General features: G+C 71.2%; 22 protein-coding genes. 12 read left to right on the top strand and 10 right to left on the bottom strand.

What is annotated here, in order from left to right; genetic code table 11:
• The coding region (gene cooS, locus ACY0I8_RS05820; protein WP_461393989.1) for an anaerobic carbon-monoxide dehydrogenase catalytic subunit at positions 1-1,726 on the bottom strand (1,726 nt) is incomplete at its 3' end.
• A 364-nt stretch (positions 1,727-2,090) separates the two neighbouring features.
• On the bottom strand, positions 2,091-2,813 hold the full coding sequence (locus tag ACY0I8_RS05815) for a TrmH family RNA methyltransferase (protein WP_461393988.1): 723 nt from the start codon (positions 2,811-2,813) through the stop codon (positions 2,091-2,093).
• Between the two features lie 241 nt (positions 2,814-3,054).
• Between ACY0I8_RS05815 and surE the strand changes: the two genes are divergently transcribed.
• The 10 genes from surE to ACY0I8_RS05765 all read left to right on the top strand — a co-directional run bounded on the left by surE (position 3,055) and on the right by ACY0I8_RS05765 (position 10,434).
• Positions 3,055-3,819 carry a 5'/3'-nucleotidase SurE gene (surE, locus tag ACY0I8_RS05810; RefSeq protein ID WP_459942696.1) on the top strand — a complete coding sequence of 255 codons (765 nt, stop codon included), beginning with the start codon at positions 3,055-3,057 and terminating at the stop codon, positions 3,817-3,819.
• Positions 3,816-5,192, top strand: a complete 1,377-nt coding sequence (locus tag ACY0I8_RS05805; RefSeq protein ID WP_461393987.1) for an NAD(P)/FAD-dependent oxidoreductase — start codon at positions 3,816-3,818, stop codon at positions 5,190-5,192. The genes surE and ACY0I8_RS05805 overlap by 4 nt, the downstream gene beginning before the upstream one ends.
• A gap of 2 nt (positions 5,193-5,194) precedes the next feature.
• Positions 5,195-5,836 carry a protein-L-isoaspartate O-methyltransferase family protein gene (locus ACY0I8_RS05800; RefSeq protein WP_459942694.1) on the top strand — a complete coding sequence of 214 codons (642 nt, stop codon included), beginning with the start codon at positions 5,195-5,197 and terminating at the stop codon, positions 5,834-5,836.
• Entirely contained in the window at positions 5,833-6,318 is a 486-nt protein-coding gene (locus ACY0I8_RS05795; RefSeq protein WP_461393986.1) for a TIGR00725 family protein, read from the top strand. Before ACY0I8_RS05800 ends, ACY0I8_RS05795 begins: the two co-directional genes overlap by 4 nt.
• Positions 6,319-6,339: 21 nt before the next feature.
• Positions 6,340-7,071, top strand: coding sequence for a peptidoglycan DD-metalloendopeptidase family protein (locus ACY0I8_RS05790; protein ID WP_461393985.1), 732 nt, complete (start codon positions 6,340-6,342; stop codon positions 7,069-7,071).
• Positions 7,072-7,218: 147 nt separating this feature from the next.
• Positions 7,219-8,097 carry a sigma-70 family RNA polymerase sigma factor gene (locus ACY0I8_RS05785; RefSeq protein WP_461393984.1) on the top strand — a complete coding sequence of 293 codons (879 nt, stop codon included), beginning with the start codon at positions 7,219-7,221 and terminating at the stop codon, positions 8,095-8,097.
• Positions 8,098-8,200: 103 nt separating this feature from the next.
• Positions 8,201-8,716 carry an adenine phosphoribosyltransferase gene (locus ACY0I8_RS05780; RefSeq protein WP_459942699.1) on the top strand — a complete coding sequence of 172 codons (516 nt, stop codon included), beginning with the start codon at positions 8,201-8,203 and terminating at the stop codon, positions 8,714-8,716.
• 77 nt (positions 8,717-8,793) lie between these two features.
• A complete protein-coding gene (locus ACY0I8_RS05775; protein ID WP_459942690.1) occupies positions 8,794-9,072 on the top strand; it encodes a type II toxin-antitoxin system Phd/YefM family antitoxin in 279 nt (92 codons plus the stop codon).
• Positions 9,069-9,494, top strand: coding sequence for a type II toxin-antitoxin system VapC family toxin (locus ACY0I8_RS05770; RefSeq protein ID WP_461393983.1), 426 nt, complete (start codon positions 9,069-9,071; stop codon positions 9,492-9,494). The genes ACY0I8_RS05775 and ACY0I8_RS05770 overlap by 4 nt, the downstream gene beginning before the upstream one ends.
• Positions 9,495-9,612: 118 nt before the next feature.
• Positions 9,613-10,434, top strand: coding sequence for a deoxyribonuclease IV (locus tag ACY0I8_RS05765; protein ID WP_461393982.1), 822 nt, complete (start codon positions 9,613-9,615; stop codon positions 10,432-10,434).
• A gap of 19 nt (positions 10,435-10,453) precedes the next feature.
• Here ACY0I8_RS05765 and ACY0I8_RS05760 read toward each other — a convergent pair whose 3' ends face one another.
• The 8 genes from ACY0I8_RS05760 to ACY0I8_RS05725 are packed head-to-tail and all read right to left on the bottom strand — an operon-like array spanning position 10,454 to position 18,040.
• Positions 10,454-11,143, bottom strand: a complete 690-nt coding sequence (locus ACY0I8_RS05760; RefSeq protein WP_459942687.1) for a FecR family protein — start codon at positions 11,141-11,143, stop codon at positions 10,454-10,456.
• Positions 11,128-11,619 carry a MogA/MoaB family molybdenum cofactor biosynthesis protein gene (locus tag ACY0I8_RS05755; protein ID WP_461393990.1) on the bottom strand — a complete coding sequence of 164 codons (492 nt, stop codon included), beginning with the start codon at positions 11,617-11,619 and terminating at the stop codon, positions 11,128-11,130. Before ACY0I8_RS05755 ends, ACY0I8_RS05760 begins: the two co-directional genes overlap by 16 nt.
• A gap of 5 nt (positions 11,620-11,624) precedes the next feature.
• On the bottom strand, positions 11,625-12,071 hold the full coding sequence (locus ACY0I8_RS05750) for an MOSC domain-containing protein (RefSeq protein ID WP_461393981.1): 447 nt from the start codon (positions 12,069-12,071) through the stop codon (positions 11,625-11,627).
• A 54-nt stretch (positions 12,072-12,125) separates the two neighbouring features.
• Positions 12,126-13,181, bottom strand: a complete 1,056-nt coding sequence (locus ACY0I8_RS05745; RefSeq protein WP_461393980.1) for a hypothetical protein — start codon at positions 13,179-13,181, stop codon at positions 12,126-12,128.
• Positions 13,178-14,143 carry an SPOR domain-containing protein gene (locus tag ACY0I8_RS05740; protein WP_461393979.1) on the bottom strand — a complete coding sequence of 322 codons (966 nt, stop codon included), beginning with the start codon at positions 14,141-14,143 and terminating at the stop codon, positions 13,178-13,180. The genes ACY0I8_RS05745 and ACY0I8_RS05740 overlap by 4 nt, the downstream gene beginning before the upstream one ends.
• Before the next feature lie 3 nt (positions 14,144-14,146).
• Entirely contained in the window at positions 14,147-16,225 is a 2,079-nt protein-coding gene (fusA, locus tag ACY0I8_RS05735) for an elongation factor G (protein WP_461393978.1), read from the bottom strand.
• A 31-nt stretch (positions 16,226-16,256) separates the two neighbouring features.
• On the bottom strand, positions 16,257-17,042 hold the full coding sequence (locus ACY0I8_RS05730) for a type III pantothenate kinase (RefSeq protein ID WP_461393977.1): 786 nt from the start codon (positions 17,040-17,042) through the stop codon (positions 16,257-16,259).
• Entirely contained in the window at positions 17,039-18,040 is a 1,002-nt protein-coding gene (locus ACY0I8_RS05725) for a biotin--[acetyl-CoA-carboxylase] ligase (protein ID WP_461393976.1), read from the bottom strand. The genes ACY0I8_RS05730 and ACY0I8_RS05725 overlap by 4 nt, the downstream gene beginning before the upstream one ends.
• A 777-nt stretch (positions 18,041-18,817) precedes the next feature.
• Here ACY0I8_RS05725 and resB point away from each other — a divergent pair.
• Both resB and ccsB read left to right on the top strand, forming a co-directional pair.
• Positions 18,818-20,191 (top strand): cytochrome c biogenesis protein ResB, encoded by a 1,374-nt coding sequence (gene resB, locus ACY0I8_RS05720; protein ID WP_461393975.1) that lies wholly within the window; start codon positions 18,818-18,820, stop codon positions 20,189-20,191.
• Positions 20,192-20,283: 92 nt separating this feature from the next.
• Positions 20,284-21,102 (top strand): c-type cytochrome biogenesis protein CcsB, encoded by an 819-nt coding sequence (ccsB, locus tag ACY0I8_RS05715; RefSeq protein ID WP_461393974.1) that lies wholly within the window; start codon positions 20,284-20,286, stop codon positions 21,100-21,102.
• The last annotated feature ends 2 nt before the right edge of the window (positions 21,103-21,104 follow it).

Raw genomic sequence — 21,104 nt, 5'->3', positions numbered from 1 at the left:
TGAACACCCCGCTCGCCACGAAGTAGTGCCCGATCGCGATCGCCTTCTCGCTCATGTACTCCGGCGCCGCCCCCGCCACCGGCAGGTCCGAGATGTCGTCCCCCAGACCGCCCGTCTTCACCATCTCCGAGAGCGCCACCAGGATCCGGCTATTGTCCACGCACGCCCCCGAGTGCAGCACCGGCGGCATCCCCACCGCCTCGCACACCTCTCGCAGCCCCGGCCCGCAGTACTTCTCCGCCGCCTCCGGCTGCATGAAGCCCATCTTCGCCATCGTGATCGCCGAGCACCCCGTCTGCACCACCAAGACGTCGTTCGCCAGAAGCTCCTTCACCAGCTCGTAGTGCACCCAGTCGTGCTTCACCCGCGGGTTCGTGCACCCCACCACACCGGCCACCCCACGGATCCGGCCGTTGATGATGTTCTCATTGAGCGGCGTGTAGCTTCCCCGGAACGTCCCGCCCAGCATGTAGTTGATCGTCTCGTGCGAAAACCCCCCGATCATCTGCTCGCGGGTGTCCGGGATCGTCACCCGGCCCTTGTCCCGGTTCTTGAAGTTCTCGATCGCCCGCGACAGGAGCTCCAACCCCGCTTCCCGCGCGTTCTCCGTGCCGTGGAACTCGATGTGCTCCGCCCCCTCGATCTTGCACCGGTAGTTCGTGGTGAAGAACTTCGTGTGGAAGCACTGCGACAGGCTCACCAGCCCCTGCTGGATGCACTGCACGTCCACCATCATGCCGTCCACGGCGCCCGTGATGATCACGGCGTCGCACTGCATGAAGTTGCCCGCGTGCTTGAGGCCCCGGCGAATGAGCTGCTCGTTGCCCGAACAGCACATCCCCACCAGGTTGATCCCCTCGGCCCCGGCCTCCTTCGCCTTCGCGATCATCTCCGGCGACTCGGCCAGCTCGCAAAGCTTGTCGAGCATGTGCGGCTCGTGCCCGTGCACCACCACGTTGACCTTGTTCTCCTCGAGCACCCCCAGGTCCACCTCGCCCCGCACCGGCTTGGGCGTGCCGAACATCACGTCCGAGAGCTCGGTCGACACCATCGACCCGCCCCAGCCGTCCGCCAGCGAGCACCGCGCCGCGCCCAGGGTCAGGTTCTTGTAGTCCTGGTCCACCCCCATGTGGGTGCGGTGCATCATCTCCACCACCTCGCGGTCCACGCCCCGCGGCAGCACCCCCAGCTCCTTCCACCGCTCGAACCGCTTCTTCGGCGCTCGCTCCAGGAACTTCAGGTGGCCGTGCTGCTGGCCGAACTGGCTCAGGCAGATCTCCGCCACCTCCACGGCGACGTCCTTGACCTCCCGGCCCTCCGTCTCCACCCCCAGGTCCTTGGCGATCGCCAGGAGCTTCGCCTCGTCCCGGATCTGGTAGTCCGGGTTCTCGCCCTTGGCGATGCTCAAGAACAGCTCGCTCATCTCCCGGCCGTGGTCCGAGTGGGCCGCCGTGCCGGCCGCCACCATCCGGGCGAAGTTCCGGGCCTGGATCGTGTCGGCCGTGGCCCCGCACACCCCCACCTTGTCGTAGGGGGCCTTGGAACTCAGCCGGCACGGGCCCATCACGCAGTGCTTGCAGCAGGCGCTCTTGGCCCCGATCGGGCAGGGGGCCATGTCGTCGGCCCGGTCGAACGCCGTCGAAAGCCCCGCCTCCCGGGCCTTCTTCAGCATCTGCGCCGTCGTCTTACAGATCGTTACGTCCTGAATCTCGCGAAGCTTCGCCATCACGCACCTCCTCCCCCCGTCGTCCGAAACGGTCTAAACGAGAATAGATCAAAATAGTCAGAATGTCTACGGGCGATTCTCGCGAGAGATCTACTGTCAACCCGGCGCCAAAAGAGGCGCGCAAGGGAGTCGCCAGGGCATGGGGCCTGCTTCCGGCCGTGCGTGAGCGCAGCATCCGGCCACTGTAGGAGCCACGCCCGGCGCTCCAGCAGGCCCCATGCCCCCGACCGTGGCTATTTAGCCGCTGGAGTCATAACACCAACGGAAGTATTGTCAGATCCCCGTCGTTGCTACGGAAACCAGCGGGTGGGGGGGTGGTGGAGAACCGGGTGCGGCCCCTCACCTCGCCGCGCCTCGCCGTGGGTCATCCCTGCCGCGGTTCGGTGTGCCGGCGCCAGGCCTCGGCCAGCAGGATCCCGGCGGCGGTGGCGACGTTGAGGCTTTCGACCCACCCCGTTCCGGGGATCCGGACCGCGAGGTCCGCCGCTTCCAGGGCTTCCCGGGGGAGTCCCGGGCCCTCGGCGCCGAGGAGGAACACGACCCGTTCTGGCATCGCCGCCCGGAAGAGGTCCTCCCCCCCGTGGCTCGACGTGGCGATCACGCGAAAGCCCCGGCCTCGAAACGGGGCGAGCAGCGCCGGGAGGCGCCCGCGGAGCACCGGTACCCATTCCGCCCCCCCTTCGGCGGTCCGCCAGGCGGCCGGCGGAAGCCGCCCCGATCCGCCCTCGGTGAGAACGCACCGGGCCCCAAAATGGGCCGCCGTGCGGACGATCGCGCCCAGGTTGTGGGGGTTCGACACGCCGGCCAGGGCCAGAACCCGGGCCGGGCCGGGTCCCGTCGCGAGTTCCTCCGGATTTGGGGCCTGGGGGAGTTTCGCCACCAGGCAGATCCCCTCGTGGTGCCAGCTCCCCGAGATCCGTTCGAGTTCCTCAGGCCCCACCACCCGATAGGGCGACCGCCGCCGGGCGAGGTGCCGGAGGAGGGGCCCGAACTCCCCGACCCGCTCCTCGGTCAGGAAGGCCCGGAGCACATCGCCGGGCCGTCTCTCGGCGAGGGCCCGGCAGGCGTTCCGGCCGTACACGGTCACGGGGGCCGTTGGGGAAGCACGGGTGGGGGGCCTCGTTCTTGGGTTTCGGGGTGACATCCTACGCCTTCCTTCCGCTTGGGGGGAGCGTTCTTCTAGCGCGGTGGAGGGCCATGGGGAAAGCCCCCGTCGGTTGACGCCGCCCCCCGGCTCAAGGTAAACGAAGACACATTGGTCCCGCGAGGTTTCCTCCCCCTTCCCTTCGGGCGCGCCGGACACTTAAGCCTCACGGACACGAGACGACGTGCTCATTCTCCTCAGCAACGACGACGGCATCCACGCCCCAGGGTTGGCCACCCTGGCTCGGGCCCTCTCGGTCCTGGGACGGGTGGTGGTGGTGGCCCCCGACCGGGAGCGCAGCGCGGTCGGGCACGCCCTCACCCTCCACCGGCCGCTGCGGCTGACCCCGATTCGGGACGACTGGTTCGCCGTCGACGGGACCCCCACCGACTGTGTCCACCTGGGCCTCCACGGGCTTCTCGAAACCGCTCCCGATCTGGTGGTGGCCGGAATCAACCACGGGCCCAATCTGGCCGACGACCTCACGTACTCGGGCACCGTGGCCGTGGCCCTGGAGGGCACCCTCATGGGCGTTCCGAGTTTCGCCGTTTCGGTCACAGCCGATGCCGAGGCGCGGTTCGGCGCCGCCGCGGAGGTGGCCGTCCGGGTGGCCCGGACGGTGGCGAAACGGGGGCTCCCGGCGGGCACGTTCCTCAACGTGAACGTGCCGAGCGCCGATGGGTACAGCGAAATCAAGGGGATCCGGGTGACCCGCCAGGGGAAGCGGGTGTACGGCAGCGGGGTGGTGCGCAAGCACGACCCCCGGGGGCGAGAGTACTTTTGGATTGGGGTGCGGGAGTTGGGCCGGGTGGAGCGAACCGGCGATACCGACGTGGAGGCGGTGGAGCAGGGCTACGCTTCGGTGACCCCGATCCGTACCGACCTGACCGACCGAATCTTCTTGGGGGAGTTGGCGCGCTGGACCTGGGACGCCGGCGCGGAGGGGTGACGAAGGTGGGATCGTGGGACGCCATCGTGGTCGGAGCCGGGGCGGCCGGGATCTTCGCGGCCCGCGAGTTCGCCCGGGCCGGAAAGCGGGTTCTCCTCGTGGAAAAGGGGGGAGGGTTGGGCGAGAGGCGTTGCCCGCGCCGGGAGGTGGCCCAGGGGTGCCGGCGGTGCGTGCCGTGCCAGCTCCTGTCAGGGTGGGGCGGGGCCGGGGCGTTCAGCGACGGCAAGCTGAGCCTTTCGCCCCAGGTGGGAGGGTTCTTGGGGGAGTTCGTTCCCGGGCCGACCCTCCGGGAGCTTCTGGACGAGGTGGACGGGGTGTGGCGGGCCCACGGCGCTCCCCAGGAGGTGTACGGTGCCGAGGTGCCCGAGTGGCAGGAGCTACGTGATCGGGCCGAGGCCGCCGGGCTGGTGCTGGTGGAGAACCCGGTGCGCCACATGGGGACCGAAGTGTGCCGGCAGGTTCTCGCGAGCCTCCACCGGGAGCTCGCCGGGTCGGTCGAGATCCGGTTCCACACCCCGTGCAGAGGTGTGGAGGTGGATCGGGGCCGGGTGCGGGGCATCCGGACCGACGAGGCGCTCGAGGAAGCCCCCGTGGTGGTGCTGGCCCCGGGCCGGCTGGGTGCGGGCTGGGTGAGGGAACTGGCGGCCGAGCTTGGGATCCGAACCCGGCCGAACCCGGTGGACATCGGGGTGCGGGTGGAGTGCCCGGCCGAGGTGATGGAGGCCGTGACCGCGGTGCTCTACGAGGCCAAGCTCTACTACGAATCCCCCACGTTCCGGGACGAGGTGCGCACCTTCTGCATGAATCCCCGGGGCGAGGTGGTCCACGAGGTGTACGAGGACTGTCTCACCGTAAACGGCCACGCCTACGCGGCCCACCGGACGGCGGCCACCAACTTCGCGCTGCTGGTGAAAACCGCGTTCACGGAACCCTTCGACGACCCCATCGCCTACGGCCGCTCCATCGCGCGACTGGCGAACCTGATCGGCGCGGGGATCCTGGTGCAACGGTTCACCGATCTCACGGCGGGCCGACGCTCCACCCCCGAGCGGATCTCCAAGGTGTCGGTGCCGCCCACCCTCCACGACGCCACCCCGGGGGACCTTTCGTTCGCTCTGCCCCACCGGCACCTCACGGACCTCATTGAAACGATTTACGCGCTCGACGCGTTTTGCCCCGGGCTCGCCGGGCCCGATACGCTGCTCTACGGGGTGGAGGTGAAGTTCTACTCGAACCGCCTCGAGCTCGACTCCCGGCTCGAAACCCCGATCCGGGGGCTGTTCGGCGCCGGCGACGGGGTCGGGGTGAGCCGGGGACTCATGCAGGCCAGCGCCTCGGGGGTGTGGGCGGCCCGCGCGGCCCTGGAGGCGTGAGGTTGGACCGGTTCGCGGCCGCCCGGCGCCGCTTGGTGGAGGACCTGGCGCGGCACCTGGCCCAGTGCCCCGCTCGCGTGCTCGAGGCCCTGGAGCGGGTGCCCCGGCACCGGTTCGTGGACGAGGCCCTGTGGGGCCGGGCCTACCGGGACGAGGCCCTTCCGATCGGCCACGGCCAGACGATCACCAAGCCCTCCACCGTGGCCCGGATGACGGCGGCCCTGGACCCCAGACCCGGGGACCGGATTCTCGAGGTGGGCACGGGTTCGGGGTACCAGGCCGCGGTGCTCGCTTTCCTCGCGGAGCGGGTGTTCACCGTGGAGCGGGTGTTGCCCCTCGCGGTGCGGGCCCGGGCGCGGCTCGACCGCCTGGGCATTCGGAACGTGGAGATCCGCCCCGGAGACGGGCGGGCCGGCTGGCCGGATCAGGCCCCCTTCGACGCGGTGCTGGTCACGGCGGCCGCCCCCGAGATTCCGGAGGCCCTGTTCCATCAGGTGAGGCCCGGAGGCCGGCTCGTGGCCCCGGTAGGCGAGGGCGACGCCCAGCGGATCGTCCGGTGGGTGCGGGGGCCGGAGGATTGGGCCGAGGAGGAGCTGGACCCGTGCCGGTTCGTCCCCTTGCGCGAGGGGGTGGGGAGCGCGTGAGCGAGAGAAGGATTCAGATCGCCGTGGTGGGGGCGGGAGCGGCGGACCCGGCCGCCTACGACCTCGCCCGGCGGGTGGGCCGGGCCGTGGCCCGGGCCGGGGCGATGGTGGTGTGCGGGGGGCTCGGGGGGGCGATGGAGGCGGCCTGCCGCGGGGCCCGGGAGGCCGGCGGGACCGCGGTGGCCATCCTGCCCGGGGCCGACCCTCGGGATGCCAACCCCTGGGCCGACGTGGTGATCCCCACGGGTCTGGGCCACGCCCGAAACGTGCTCGTGGTCCAGTCGGGGGATGCCGTGGTGGCGCTTCCCGGCTCCTGGGGCACCCTGAGCGAGATCGCCCTGGCCCGGAAGGTAGGGCGCCCCGTGGTCGCGGTGGGAGCCTGGCGCAGCCTGGACGGGGTGGAGGTGTGCGAGGACCCGGAGGAGGCGGTGCGCCGGGCGCTGGAGCTCGTGCGGGGCGGTAGGCGTCCACCGGGAGCCTGACCCCCGGGCATGCGAGGAGCCATGGGATCCACGGGAGGTGTCGGCAGCGGATGGCGGGGGATCCTCCTGGCGGCGGCCCTCGCGGCCTGCGGGACCCCCTACGCCGTGCGACACCGGGTCGAGCCCGGGGAAACCCTGTCCCGGGTGGCGGCGCGGTACGGGGTGGCCGAGGCGGAACTGCGGCGGTTCAACCGCCTGGGCCCCGAGGACAAGGTCCGGCCGGGAGACGTGGTGTTCGTGCCCGGTGAATCCCGAGGGGCGGCGTCCCCGATCGAGCCGCCGGGCCCGAGGCCGGCGGAACCCGCCCGGTCGCCCCCGGCCCAGGCACGACCGGCGCCCCGGCCGAAGGCCCCGCCCTCTTCCCCCGCGCCGGCGAAGCCCCGGGCCCCGGCGGGCTGGCCCGTGGCCGGGAAGATCGTGCGGGAGTTCGCGCCCGAGCGGGGCAGCCGCGGGGTGGACTTGGCCGTGCCGGAGGGCACGCCGGTGCGCGCCGTGCGCTCAGGCGAGGTGGCCTACGCCGGAACCCCTTCGCCCGCCTACGGGGGGCTCGTGGTGCTCCGGCATCTGGATGGGCTCTACACGGTGTACGGGAACCTCGCCTCCGTGGGGGTGGACCGCGGTGAGCGGGTGGAGAAGGGCGAGGTCGTGGGCACCTCGGGCCCGGGCCGCCGGGGCCTGGGGCCCCACGTGCATTTCGAGGTGCGGCGGGGCGAGGAACCCGTGGACCCGCGGTCGGTTTTCTCCGGATCGTAACGGGCTTTCCCGCAAGGGGCGGTTGTCGGTAGGATGCCGGTTACGGGGCTCGCCGAACGCGTGGCAACGTGGTGGGAAACGCGCCGAAGCGTTTCTATTTAGCCGCCGGAGGAATAGCCTCCCAGCCGCAGAGCGCCGAGGAGATCCATGCACGATCGACGGGACGGGGCGGATCAGCGCAAAGCGGCCCGGCAGTACACGCCGAGCACGATCTCCATCTACCTGACGGAGATCCGCCAGACCCGTCTGCTCACCCCGGACGAGGAGAAGGAGCTCGCCGCCCGCATCCAGGCCGGCGACGCGGGTGCCCGGCAGCGGATGATCGAGAGCAACCTCCGGCTCGTGGTCACCATCGCTAAGCGGTACCTGAACCGGGGCCTACCGCTCCTGGACCTCATCGAGGAGGGGAACCTGGGGCTCATCCGCGCCGTGGAGCGGTTCCGGCCGGACAAGGGGTGCCGGTTCTCCACCTACGCCACCTGGTGGATCCGCCAGTCCATCGAGCGGGCCCTGGTGAACCAGGCCGACACGGTGCGGCTGCCGGTCCACGTGGCCGAGGAGATCAACCGCCTGCGCAAGGCGGCCGAGGAGATCCGGGGGAAGGAGGGAACCGAGCCCGACGTGGAGGCCCTGGCCGAAAAGATCGACCGGGACCTCGAGCACGTGCGCCGGCTCTTGGCCCTGGCGCGCCGGACCTTCAGCCTGGACCAGCCCCTGGGCACCGACGAGGACTACACCCTCCAGGACGTGATCGAGGATCCCTCGGTCCAGGACCCGGAGGAGGTGGTGCTCGAGGACGACCGGCTACGGGTGCTGGAATCCTGGCTGCAGGAGCTCCGGCCCCGGGAGCGCAGGGTGCTGGAGCTGCGGTTCGGCCTGGGGGGAGAGGAACCCCTTACCCTGGAGGAGATCGGCCGGATGTTCGGGGTGACCCGGGAGCGAATCCGACAGATCGAGACGAACGCGCTTCGGAAACTGCGCCGTATGGCCGCCCGGAACCGGGTGCCCTTCGGTGAGCTGTGTTGACGCCCCGAAAGGTCCTCGGCCGGGCTGGTGCCGGGCACGCGCCTGGGCCGGCCAGCCTAGCCATGGAAATTCACCTTTTCACGGAAGGAGGCGACGCGCCGTGGTGGACGAACTCAAGCAGAAAATCCGCGACATCCAGGACTTCCCCAAGCCCGGTATCGTGTTCAAGGACATCACGACGCTCCTTCGGGACGCCTCCAGCTTCAACCGGGCCGTGGACCTCCTGGGCCACCGGTACCTGGACCAGCCCATCGATGTGGTGGTGGGCATCGAGGCCCGGGGGTTCGTGGTGGGTTCGGCGCTTGCCTACAAGCTGAACAAGGGCGTGATCCTGGTACGCAAGCCGGGGAAGCTCCCCTACAAGACCCACTCCGTGAGCTACGAGCTGGAGTACGGCACCGACACCCTAGAGATCCACCAGGACGCCATCGAGCCGGGCCAGAAGGTGCTGATCGCCGACGACGTGTTGGCCACGGGGGGCACCGTGCGCGCCGTGATCGATCTCATCCGGCGCATGGGCGGCGAGGTGGTGGAGTGCGCATTCCTGGCGGAGCTCACCTTCCTCCAGGGCCGCGAAAAGCTCCAGGACGTGCCGGTCCACAGCCTGATCCAGTTTTAACCCACGCCCTTGACCCGCAAAACGGGGGACCGTAGGCTGTGACCACATAGTCAGTGTGTGGTCACAAGGGAGGCGGCATGCACACGGTAGGCGTTCGGGAGCTCAAGGCCCGGTTGAGCTATTACCTTCGTCTGGCCCGCGGGGGAGAACCCGTGATTATCACCGATCGGGGCCGACCCGTGGCGCGGTTGGTCCCGGAATCGGGGCCGGACCCGGAGATCCGGGGGCTTTGGGAGATGGCTGCGCGGGGGCTTGTCCGGCTGCCCGAAGGGGCCGGGAAACCGCTGTTGGACTTTGAGTTGGTGGAGATCCCCGGCCGGCCGCTGTCGGAAACGGTGCTCGAGGACCGGCGGTGATCTTGTACTGCGACACCAGCGCCGTCGTGAAATGCTTCATCCGGGAACCGGCCAGCGCCGAGATCCGGGAGGCGGTCGCGGCTGCGAAGTTTGTCGTGACTTCCGAAGTGGCCTGGGCGGAGACCTTGGCGGCCCTGGCCCGTCGCGCGAGGGAGGGCGATCTCGACGAGGGCAAGCACGGGCTGGTTCGCCGGCGGTTTATGCGAGCGTTCTCGGCCTGGGCGAGGGTGCCCCTGGGCGAGGAGGTGAACGAGCGCGTAGCGAGACTGGTTCTGGAGCACCCCCTGCGAGGCTTCGACGCGATCCATTTGGCCTCGGCCCTTCTCATCCAAGAACAGGCACGGTCCGCTGTCACGTTCGCGTGCTACGACGAGAGGTTGTCCCGGTGCGCGGCCTCTGCGGGCCTTCGGTTGTTTTCCTGATCCGCGGCCCGCTCCGCGGGGTGTGTCTCGAAGGCCCCTCCCGTTGACCCGAACCCGTCCCGCCGGTGTCCCCCCCCGCTCCCGGTCACAGCCCGACGGCCCCCCCATCGGCGCCCACGTGTCGGTGGCCGGGGGGCCGGTGGCCGCGTGGGAGCGGGCCGTCAAGCTCGGGGCCGAGGCCGCCCAGGTGTTCCCGGGTAGCCCCCGCACCTGGGAGAGCCCCTGGCCCGGGAAGGAGGCCCTCGCCCGGGCGGCCGAGGCATTTCGGGCCTCGGGCATCCCGGTGGTGGTCCACGCCATCTACCTTGTGAACCCGGCCTCCGGCGACCCGGAGGTGCGGCGAAAATCCGTCGGGGCCCTCGCCCGGGGGCTCGCCTACACGGCGGGCCTGGGGGCGCTGGGCCTCGTGGTCCACGTGGGGCACGCGAAGGACGCCGACCGGGCGACGGCCCTCGAACGGGTGCGGGAGACCCTGGAGCGGGCCCGGGACGAGGCCGGGGCGGGCGTGCCCTACTTCCTGGAAACCGGGGCCGGAACCCGGGGTTCGGTGGGCTCGAGCCTGGAGGACCTCGTGGCCCTCGTGCGGGCGCTGGGCCCCGGCACCCGGATCTGCGCCGACACCGCCCACCTTTTCGCCGCCGGGGTGCCCACCCACACGGCCGAGGGCCTCGACGGGTGGCTGGCGGCCGTGGAGCGGGACCTCGGCCCCGGGGCCGTGGGGCTCGTCCACCTCAACGACTCTTCCACCCCGTTCGCCTCCGGCCGCGACCGGCACGAGAACCTGGGCCAGGGGGAGATCGGCGGCCGCGCCCTGGCCCGGTGGGTGCGCCACCCGGTTCTTCGGACCGTACCCTTCGTGATCGAAACCCCCGGCTTCGACCGCCAGGGCCCCGACCGGAAAAACCTGGCCCGGGCGCGCCGGTACCGGCGCGGCCGGTAAGATCGGGAGAGGTGGAAGGTCAGTCCTGGGAAGGCGGGGTCTGGGGAGCAGGCGGCGGGAGCGCGCCGGCCGTGAAGACGCCGGGTTTCTCCCACTGGGCCCACCGGTTGGGGAACCGGCGGGTCTCGACCTCGAGGCGGGCCTCGCGAACGGCCAGGGCCGCGTGGATGCCGGGTTTCAGCCGGATCACGGTCTGGCCGCGGACGGAGACGTTCCGGGCCTCGGCCTCCCCCTCGAGGCCCTCCACGACCTCGGTTTCCCCCCGGCGGGCCACGAGCACGGTCACGGGGCGGGGCAGATCGAGTTCCAGGGCGTCGGTGCGCACCTGGAACGGGGCCTCGGCCCAGCGCCGCACCAGCACCTCCCCCTCCTCCACCCGAAGCTCCCGGCACACCGGGGTGCGGCCCTCGAAGGCGAAGGGCACCCGGACCTCGGCGTCCCCGAAGAGCCGGACCGCACCCTCGGGCAGAAGGAGCTCCACCTTGCCGGCCGGGCCCGTGAACACGGTGTCGCCGGGTTCCAGGAGCACGGGCCCGGTCAAGGGCCGGGCTTCGCGGGCGTGGCGCGGCCGAATCCAGGCCTCCCCCTCGACCCGGCCCACCTGGGGGTGGAGCACCCGGGGCGGGGCCTGGGCCGGCCAGGGCAGGGACGCGCAGGCCCCGAGCCACAGGAGGAGCGGGAGCAGAACCGTGGCTAGCCTTGGCCGCATTCCGAGGGGTCCCCTTGGATCTTTTCCATGGCGTGGGGCAGGGCCGGCAGGAGCACCTCCAGGTTCTCCCTGGCGGCCTTGGGGCTTCCGGGCAGGTTCACGATGAGCACCGTCCCCCGGATGCCCACCACGGCCCGGGAGATCATGGCGTGGGGCGTTTTCTGGAGGCTCGCCCACCGCATGGCCTCGGCCATGCCGGGCACCTCCCGGTCGATCACGTCCCGGGTGGCCTCGGGGGCCACGTCCCGGGGGGCCACGCCGGTGCCCCCGGTGGTGAGGATGAGGTCGAGCCCTCCCCCGTCGGCCCAGGCGATCAGGGTGGAGGCGATGCGCTCCCGGTCGTCGGGGATCACGTCGTAGCGCTCCACCCGGTAGGGGCCTTCGGCCAGCACGTCCCGGGTTGCCGGCCCCGAGAGGTCCTCCCGCTCTCCCCGGGCCCCCCGGTCGGAGAGGGTCAGGATCCCCACCCGCCACACCCGGCTCACGGCGCGGCCTCCCCGGTGAGAACCTCCACGGGATCCCCCACCCGCACGGTGCCCGTGCGGATCACCTTGGCGAACACCCCCTCCCGGGGCATGACGCAGTCGCCCGCCTGGTAGTAGATGGCGCAGCGGGTGTGGCACTCCTTGCCGTGCTGGGTGAGCTCCAGCACCACCTCGTCGCCCACCCGGAGCCGGGTGCCCAGGGGCAGGGCCAGGAGGTCGAGGCCCCGGGTGGTCAGGTTCTCGGCGAAGTCCCCGGGGTTCACGTCGAGCCCGGCCGCGCGCATCTTGTCCACGCTCTCCAGGGCAAGCAGGCTCACCATGCGGTGCCAGTCGCCGGCGTGGGCGTCGCCCTCAAGCCCTTCGGGCCCGATCTCCACGGCATCCACCGGGGTTTTCCGGACCCCCTTGGTTTTGCTCACGTTGATGGAAACGATTTCGGCCATCGGTTCTCTCCCTCGGCTCCCCCCGGGCAACGCCCCGGGGCGAGCCCATCGAGATCAGATCTTGCCCCGCCGGGCCAGGACCCGGGTGGCGCCGCTCGACACGGGGCTCGGGACGTTCCGGCTCTTCGAGATCTGGCGGAGGTCCCGGTCCTGGAGTGTCTCCAGGAGCCGCAGGGCCCGGGGCAGCGGGGTCTTGGGATTCTGGCACAGGGCGAGCCGGATCGGGTAGCTCTTCATCCAGTCGCGGCGCTGGAGGATCATCCGGATGACCTCCTCGGCCACGGTGCGGTCCTGGGCGATGGCGAGCACCTCGTCCTCCCGGATCTTGGGGCTCTGGACCACGGCCCGCACCACGGCCTTGTTCCGGTCGCGCACCAGGAGCCGCCGGGCCGATTTGGACCCGAGCATGGCGAGCTTGATCTTCTGGGCCACCGAGAGCGACCGGACCATCTGGTAGAGGTTCTCCCGCTCGGCCTCGGTCTGGGGTTCCTCGGCCCCGTCGTCCAGGAGCGCCGGCGGCAGGGCCGGGGGGAGCGGCTCATCGGCCGCCCCGGCGTCGTCCCCCGGATCCGCCCCCTCGTCGGCGGGAGGTTCCGGACCGGAGGGGACGCCCGCTCGTTCGTCCGCCGCCGGAGCCGGCTCGCCCAACAGGCTCTCGAGGCGGCTTCGCTCCCCCGGCGCGAGGGCCGGGTTCGCCAGGAGCCGCCGGCCCAGGTCGGGACACCCCAGCAGGAACCGCTGGTTCCGGGCGAGCCGGGCCACGACCTCGGGATCCCCGGAGTCCGCGAAGGGAGCCGCCGCCCCTGGCGTGAGGTTCGGGTGGCTGAGGAGCCCGAAGAGGACGGCCCGGGGGAGGTCCTTGCGCCGGGCCAGGTGCTCCAGGGCGCGCGGGGACATCCCCGGGTCGTCCAGGGCCGCCTGGAGGACGTTCGCCGGAAGCTCATCCCACGTGCGCGCGGCCGCGGCCCGAACGGACGGGTCGGGGTCTCCAGCAAGGGTTGCAAGGGCCTCCATCAGGTCCCGGGGCGGGAGGGGCACCAGGCCCCTGGCCGCGGCGAACCTCGCCTCGAGGGGCGCGTCCGGCGAGGCCCAGCGGTCGAGTTCGCTCACGGGCGCTCCCTCAGGTACGCCCGGATCCCCTGCCGCTGCAACGACGCCCGGGCCGTCTCGGCCTCCTCACGGGTGAACGGCCCGGCGTACACGGTCCACACCGGGAAGGGGCCCTCGTAGGGTTCGATCCGGGCCGGGATCCCCCGCTTTCGCAACATGCCAGCCGCTCTCTTTGCCTCCTTCTCCAGGTAGAAGTAGGCCAAGATCTCCCCCTCCGGTTCCACCTCGTACCCGGCCTCGGCCAGCGCCGCCCGGGCCGAGGCCGGATCGCCCCCGGGTTCGAGGGCGACGCGAAACCCCTTCGACCTCCGCTGGGTGCGGTGCAAGAACACGGGGAGCCCGAGCCGGCGCAGCCGGGCCTCCATCTCCTCCCGGTACAGCTGGCTGCGGAACATGCCCACCTGGAGGGCGAAGGGCCGCTCGGGGGCGGCGGCCCCGGGAGGGGAAGGGGGCGCCGGGGGCGGTTTGGCCGGGCGCGCCTCGGGCGCCTCCGGTACCGGTTCGGCCTTCGGCGCGGGGGCCGGCGGAGCGGGCGGCTCCGGCTTCTCCGGGGCCGCCTGGGACGCCGGTTCGTCCCGCCGGGGGGCCGGGGGAGCGGAAGCCGGGGCCACGGCCACCTCGGTCACGTCCGGTCCGAACCGGGATCCCTGGGGCGCCTCCGCCGCCCTCTCCCCCTGGGGCAGGGGCCGGGGATTTGCCGTGAGCGCCCTCCGGCCCTCCAGGGGATCGCGAAGGAGGATCCCCGCCGCCTGAACCGCCACGAACCCCAGGACCCCGAGGAGGACGAGCCAGAGGACGCAGCCGCCCCGGCGCGGGGGCGCCGGGGTGGCCGGTTCCGGGGTGTCGGCCCCCCCGGAGGGGTCCGCCGCTTCCGCCGGCGCCTCCGGGGGGGCATCCGTCGCGGGGGCCTCGGGCTCCCCGTTCCGGGGCGCTTCTTCGGGAGGCTCGGGATGCTCCGCCACCGGCTATTCCTGCTCCTCGGCCTTGGCCTCGGCCACGATTTTCTCGGCGATGTTGGGCGGGACCTCCTCGTAGTGGTCAAAGCGCATGGTGAACACGCCCCGCCCCGCGGTCATCGACCGAAGATCCGGCGCGTACTCGAGCATCTCGGCTAGGGGCACGTGGGCCCGGATGACCTGGATCCCGTTTTCCGGGTCCACCCCCAGCACCCGGCCCCGCCGGGCGTTCAGGTCGCCGATCACGTCGCCCATGTAGGCATCAGGCACCCGCACGGTGACCTCCATGATGGGCTCCAAGAGCACCGGGTTGCACTCGGCGGCGCCCTTCTTGAACCCGAGGGAGGCCGCGATCTTGAAGGCCATCTCCGAGGAGTCCACCTCGTGGTATTTGCCGTCGAACAGGGTGACCTCCACGTCCACCATGGGGTATCCGGCGAGGATGCCGCCGGCCATGGCCTCCTTGACCCCCTCCTCACAGGCTGGGATGTACTGCTTGGGGATCGCGCCGCCCACGATCTTGTCGATGAACCGGAACCCCTCGCCCCGGGGTAGCGGCTTGATCTCGAGCCAGGTGTCGCCGAACTGGCCCCGTCCGCCCGTCTGCTTCTTGTACCGGCCCTGGACCTTGGTGCTCTTCTTGATGGTCTCCCGGTAGGGGATCTTGGGCTTCTGGAGGACCACGTCGGCCCCGAATTTGCGCTTGATGCGCTCGCAGGCGATGTCGAGGTGGAGCTTGCCCATGCCGGAGACCAGCAGTTCGTGGGTCTGGTCCTCCCGACGCACGTGGATCGTGGGATCCTCGTCCTGGATCCGGCGCAGGGCCTGGTTCATCTTCTCCTCGTCGCCCCGGGACTTCGGGTAGGCGGCGTAGGTCATGAGCGGCTCGGGCGGGGCGATCCAGGGGAACACCACCGGGTTCGCCTTGTCGCACAGGGTGTCGCCCGTGCGGGTCTCCTTGAGCTTCGCCACGGCCAGGATGTCGCCGGGCCCGGCCACCGGCACGGGTTTCCCGTCCTTGCCGACCAGGGCCAGGATCTGTCCCACCCGCTCCTCCACCTGCCGGTTGGCGTTCCAGACCGTGGAGTCGGAGGAGACGGTGCCGCTCCACACCCGAAACAGGGTGAGCCGGCCGGCGAACGGGTCGGAGAGGGTCTTGAACACCAGCGCCGAGAACGGCTGGTCGTCGGTCGGCTCCCGGGTCACGGGTTCGCCGCCCGGGTCCTCCCCCTCCACGGCGCCCCGGTCGGCCGGGCTCGGGAACGCGTCCACGATGAGGTCCAGAAGCGCGGCCGTGCCGATGTTTTTGGCGGCGGAGCCCACGAGCACCGGCACGAACTGGCGGCCCACCACCCCGGCCCGGAGCGCCCGGGCGAGCTCCGCGGCCGTGATGTCCTGGCCGTCGAAGTACTTCTCCATGAGCTCGTCGTCGGTCTCCACCAGGTGCTCGACGAGCTGCTCCCGGGCCGACGCGGCCGCGTCGGCAAGATCGTCGGGGATCGGCCCTTCCTGGGGCTTCCCGGAGTCGTCGGCGAACGTGTAGGCCTTTTCGGCCAGGAGGTCCACGTACCCCTGGAAGGCGGCGTCCTGGCCGATGGGCAGATGGATCGGCACGAACGTGGCGTCGAAGGCGGCCCGCAGGGCCTCCAGCGCCGCGTCGAACCGGGCGTTCTCCTTGTCGAGCCGGTTCACCACCACGGCCCGCGGCAGGCCCAGTTCGTCGGCCGTCTGCCAGACCTTCTCGGTCTCGAACTTGATCTCCGCCTCGGGGCCCACCACCACGACGGCCGCGTCCACGGCCTGGAGGGCGGCCTGGGCCTCGTAGAGGAACACGTCGTAGCCGGGGGTGTCGAGCAGGTTCACCTTGGTCTTCTTGTGCTCGAGCCAGGCCAGGGACGCGGAGATGCTGAATTTGTGATCCTTCTCCTCGGGTTCGAAGTCGAGCACCGAGGTCCCGTCGTCCACCTTGCATAGGCGCGTCGTCACTCCGGCGCAAAAGAGCATCCCCTCCCCCAGGCTGGTCTTGCCGCTTCCGCCGTGTCCCACCAGAGCCACGTTGCGGATCTTGTCCACCTCGTACCGTTTCATGCCCGCTCCTTTCCGTTGGAGAAACCGACGACTACCCCTGATTGCGTTCGTACAGAATCCGAAGCCCCTCCAGGGTCAAAAACTCCTCCACCCGTTCGATGTGGCGGGTTTCCCGGGCGATGAGCGCCGCGAGCCCCCCGGTGGCCACGACGAGAGGCTCGTCCTTCACCTCGGCCCGGAGCCGTTCGATCAGCCCGTCCACGAGGCTCGCATAGCCGAACACGATGCCCGACTGCATCGAGTGGACCGTGTTCCGGCCCAGCACCCGGGGGGGGCGCTCCAGGGCCACCTTGGGCAGCTTGCTGGCCCGGGCGAACAGGGCCTCCATGCTGATCTGGAGGCCCGGGGCGATCATGCCCCCCATGTAGGCCCCCGAGGGGTCCACATAGTCGAAGGTGGTGGCCGTTCCGAAGTCCACGATGATGAGCGATCGGCGGAACTTCTCGTACCCGGCCACCGCGTTCACGATGCGGTCGGCTCCGACCTCGCGCGGGTCCTCGTACCGGATCGGCATGCCGGTGCGGATGCCCGGGCCCACCACGAGGGGATCCCGGTGCAGATACTCCCGGGCCGCGGCCGCCAGCGTGGGCGTGAACGCCGGAACCACCGAGGAGATGGCCATCCCTTCGATGCGGTCGAGCCCGATGCCCCCGAGGTCGAAGAGGCTCCGGAGCAGGATCCCGAGTTCCTCGGGGGTTTTTCGTGGGTCGGTGGCGATGCGCCAGTGGGCCGTGAGCTCGGGGCCCTCGAACACCCCGAGACAGCTGTGGGTGTTGCCCACGTCCACGGCCAGAAAAAGCGGTGCGGAAGGCGTCATGGAGCCCTCGTGGTGACGTATTCGAGATCGCCGGCCAGCACGCGGGCGGGGCTTCCGTCGGAGCGGCGAAGGAGAAGGGCGCCCTCGGGGTCGAGCCCCTCGGCCACGCCCTCCACGGGGCCGGCGGGGGTGAGGACCCGGACCGGACGGCCGGCGCCCCGGAACCACGCCTGCCAGGTCTCGCGGACGTCGGCGAATCCCGCCCGAACGAAGCGATCATACAGGGGTTCGAGGGCCCGAAGAAAGCCGGCGAGGGCGGCCAACCGGTCGGGCGCCGGCGGGGCGGCCCACTCGGCCACGGTGGTCGCGAGCGGCCGGGCCTCCTCGGGGAGGTCGCGGGGCGCTCCCCCCACGTTCAGGCCCACCCCAAGGACCACGTGGCGGGCCGCCTGGGCCTCGGCCCGCATCTCCAGCAGGATGCCGGCCACCTTGCGGCCCCCGAGGAGCACGTCGTTGGGCCATTTGATCTCGATGGCCTGGCGGGGCACCCAGTGGGCGAGGGCCTCCGCCAGGGCGGCCGAGGCCACGTAGGTGAGGGGGGGTACGGCGGCGGCCGGAAGGTCCGGACGAAGGACAAGGCTGAACAGGAGGCTCTCGCCGGGGATGTCGGCCCAGGTCCGGCCCCTCCGGCCTCGGCCCCGGGTCTGGTGCTCGGCCACCACCAGCGCCCCCTCGGGTGCTCCCTCCTCGGCCCACCGGTCGGCCTCGGCGTTGGTGGACGACGTTTCCGGCAGGTAGCGCACGGGGCGGCCGAGGCGTTGCGTCGTCAGGGCGGTTTCGATCTCGGGCGGCCGCAGGCCCCGGACCGGCCTCTCCAGGCGGTAGCCCCGCCCGGCGAGACTTCGGACCTCGTACCCGTTCCGGCGCAGCTCCTCCACCGCCTTCCATACGGCGGACCGGGTCACGCCCAGGCGCCCGGCCAGGTCCTCGCCGGAGAGCGCCCCGGGTTCGGCGGCCAGGAGGAGCCGTAAGACGCGGTCCGCGAGGGGTTCGGCCATGGGATACCCGCTGGGGTCGGCGACACGGGTCGATGGGGTGCGCGGGCGCGGCGGGGCCGTCCGGAACGCCGGGAGCCAAGGTCCGCGCCGCAAAGGGAAAGGCCTTACTAGCAGAGGGCTTCCGGGGGTGTCAACGGCCGGGAACGGGGCGGCGAAGGGGTGCGCCCGGCCCTGGGGAGAAGGGAGTTGAGGGCGTGGGCACCAACGGATCCCGCCCGGCCCGGACGGCGGAGCCTTCCTCGCAGGTCCCGGTGCGGCTTCCCCGGGCGTCCTTTTCACCAACTTCTAATTTGACCTTTTCGGTTTCCCGCGCGTAGCCTGAAACGTCGGCAATCGTAGCCACCTAGGGAGGCGCGCGTGGGGAACCGCAGGGGTAGAAAGGTCTGGGCGTTCTTGGCGCTCCTGGCCGTGCTGTCCGCGGCCGGCTGGGGCGGGGTGTGCCTGGACTCCTGGCGCCTCGGCCCGGAGTTCGCGTGGGCCGCGCCGGGGTGCTGCGATCTGCCGGCGGAGCTCCCGGGTGACGCCGATCCCGATTGCCGCTGCTGCGACGCCACGGGCGCCGTCCCCCTGCCGGCACCGCCTGCCGTGCCCCCCGCCACCGTCGGGGCCGTGAAACTCCTCGATTCCTCCGCAGTTCTCCCCCCCGGGTTCCCTTCCCGCCCCGGACCGATACCCATCGGTTAAGCCCCTTCCCCGTCATTCGTTTCGTTGCCGACCCGAACGCCGCCGCGTCCGGCCGTGGAGGCGGCGGCGCGCTTGGTTTGTGGAGGAGTCACCGTGACACGACCCAAGGGTTCTCCCTGGGGCCGGGCGCTGGACGCCATGGCCTCGCTCAAGCTTTCGATCTTCTTGTTTTTTTCGCTGGCCGCCACCAGCGTGTTCGGCACCGTGATCCAGCAGCAGGCCGACCCGGAGGCCTATGTGGAGTCGTACGGGCCCACGTTGGCCCGCCTCATCGGGTCCCTGGGGCTTACCGACATGTACCACTCGTGGTGGTTCGAGCTCCTGTTGGCCCTGCTCCTTGTAAACACCCTCCTTTGTTCCCTGCGCCGGCTACCGGCGGCGCTGCGCCAGATCCGGGGCGAGCAGTTCGGCGGCGAGGAGGCGTGGAACACCAAGCCGCTTCGGGCCGAGTGGGCGGCGGGGCCTGATGCCGAGGCCGTGGCCCGGGTGCTCGGCCGGAGGATGGGACGGCCCCGGGTCCGGCGGGGCGACGGCGGGGTTCGGTTCTTCGCCCAGCGGCAGCGCTGGGCCCGCTTGGGGGCCTACGTGGCCCACGCGAGCCTTGTGCTGTTCTTCCTGGGCGGGATCGTGGGCGCCCGGTTCGGGTTCAAGGGGTTCGTGAACATCGTCGAGGGCGAAAGCGTCTCTGCGGTGCAACTGCGGGGCGGGGGCACCCTGGAGCTTCCCTTCGAGGTGGAGTGCGAGGCCTTCGAGCTCCACCAGTACCCCGACGGCCGGCCCAAGGACTACCTGAGCCGGCTCGTGGTCCGGCGGGGCGACGAGGTTCTCCAGAGAAAGACCATCGAGGTGAACGACCCGCTGATCCAGGACGGGGTCTTCTTTTACCAGTCGAGCTACGGCACCGTGGGCGGTGGTGCGGTGCTCCGGATCCTCGACCCCGAGGGGAACCCCGTGGCCGGCCCCGTGCGGCTGGCGGAACAGGAGTCGTTCCCGATCCCCGGCACCGACCTGGCGGTGGAGGTGACGGCCACGGCCGAAAACCTCCAGGGGTTCGGGCCGGCCGCCCAGTTGGCCCTGGTCCGGATCGCGGACGGCGGCCACCACCACGTGGGCGAGCCGTTCGTGGTGCTCCAGAACTTTCCGGACTTCGATCGCCGGCGCGGGGGCCCGTTCGTTTTCCGGATGGAGGGGCTCCTGCCGGGCAAGTGGTACACGGGGCTCCAGGTGGCTAAGGACCCCGGTGTTCCCCTGATCTGGGCCGGTTCGGCGCTGCTCACCCTGGGAACCCTGATGGCGCTCTTCACCTCCCACCGGCGGGTGTGGGTGTGGGTGGAGGCCGGCCGGGTTCGGGTGGCCGGGGCCGCCTCGCGCAACCGCGAGGGGTTCCAGCGGGAGTTCGAGGCCCTCGTGGCGGAGCTGCGCGCACTCTCCCGTGAGGCGTCCAACGAAAAGCGGGCCGTGGGCTGATCCGGCCCCGACCGGCCTTGGGATCGGCCGCTGGCCCGCGACGGGGGCCGGCGGCCGCAGACCAAACTTTCTCGATCCAGGAGAAGCAGACGATGAACGTGACCTTGTTCAACCTGAGCATGGTGCTCTACTTCGTGGCCGGCGTGCTCTACGCCGTGCATCTCGCGGCCCGGCGGAACCCCGTGGTCGGCCTCGGGGCCACGGCCGTGTGCCTCGGGGGGTTCCTGGTGAACACCGCGGCCTTCGTGGTGCGCTACCTCGAAAGCGCCAAGCTGGGGTACGCCTACATGCCCCTTTCCAACATGTACGAGTCCAAGGTGTTTTTCGCCTGGTGCATCATGGGGCTCTACCTCGTCTTCGAGTGGCGTCTGCGCACCCGGGCCCTGGGGGCGTTCGTGGCGCCCCTGGGCGCCCTGGCCATCGCCGTCGTGTCCCTGAACCCGAAGATCTCCTCGGAGATTCAGCCCCTGGTGCCCGCGCTCCAGTCGAACTGGCTCACCGCCCACGTGGTGACCTGCTTCATCGGGTACGGCGCCTTCGCCATCTCGTTCGCCGTGAGCGTGCTTTATCTGTTCCGGGGCGACGGGAAGGAGGGCGTCCTTCCGCCCCGTCGGGTCCTCGAGGACATCTCCTACCGGGCCATCGCCGTGGGATTCCCGTTCCTGACCCTGGGGATCCTGACCGGCGCCATCTGGGCCAACTACGCCTGGGGCACCTACTGGAGCTGGGACCCCAAGGAGACCTGGTCGCTCATCACCTGGTTCATCTACGCGGCCTACCTCCACGCCCGGTTCACGGCCGGGTGGCGGGGGGCCCGCCTCGCGTGGCTCTCCATCGTGGGGTTCGGGGCGACCATGTTCACCTACTGGGGCGTGAACTTCGTGCTCTCGGGGCTTCACAGCTACGGATGAGG

The organism is Deferrisoma sp., from assembly GCF_054681715.1.
This window is presented reverse-complemented; position numbering and strand designations above follow the sequence as displayed.

What these genes read in the sequence shown, in the direction of transcription:
- ACY0I8_RS05790 (WP_461393985.1), top strand. Translation starts at nt 6,340, where the DNA reads ATGGGATCCACGGGAGGTGTCGGCAGCGGATGGCGGGGGATCCTCCTG.
- ACY0I8_RS05785 (WP_461393984.1), top strand. Translation starts at nt 7,219, where the DNA reads ATGCACGATCGACGGGACGGGGCGGATCAGCGCAAAGCGGCCCGGCAG.
- ACY0I8_RS05775 (WP_459942690.1), top strand. Translation starts at nt 8,794, where the DNA reads ATGCACACGGTAGGCGTTCGGGAGCTCAAGGCCCGGTTGAGCTATTAC.
- ACY0I8_RS05760 (WP_459942687.1), bottom strand. Translation starts at nt 11,143, where the DNA reads ATGCGGCCAAGGCTAGCCACGGTTCTGCTCCCGCTCCTCCTGTGGCTC.
- ACY0I8_RS05750 (WP_461393981.1), bottom strand. Translation starts at nt 12,071, where the DNA reads ATGGCCGAAATCGTTTCCATCAACGTGAGCAAAACCAAGGGGGTCCGG.
- fusA (WP_461393978.1), bottom strand. Translation starts at nt 16,225, where the DNA reads ATGAAACGGTACGAGGTGGACAAGATCCGCAACGTGGCTCTGGTGGGA.
- ACY0I8_RS05730 (WP_461393977.1), bottom strand. Translation starts at nt 17,042, where the DNA reads ATGACGCCTTCCGCACCGCTTTTTCTGGCCGTGGACGTGGGCAACACC.
- ACY0I8_RS05725 (WP_461393976.1), bottom strand. Translation starts at nt 18,040, where the DNA reads ATGGCCGAACCCCTCGCGGACCGCGTCTTACGGCTCCTCCTGGCCGCC.
- ccsB (WP_461393974.1), top strand. Translation starts at nt 20,284, where the DNA reads ATGAACGTGACCTTGTTCAACCTGAGCATGGTGCTCTACTTCGTGGCC.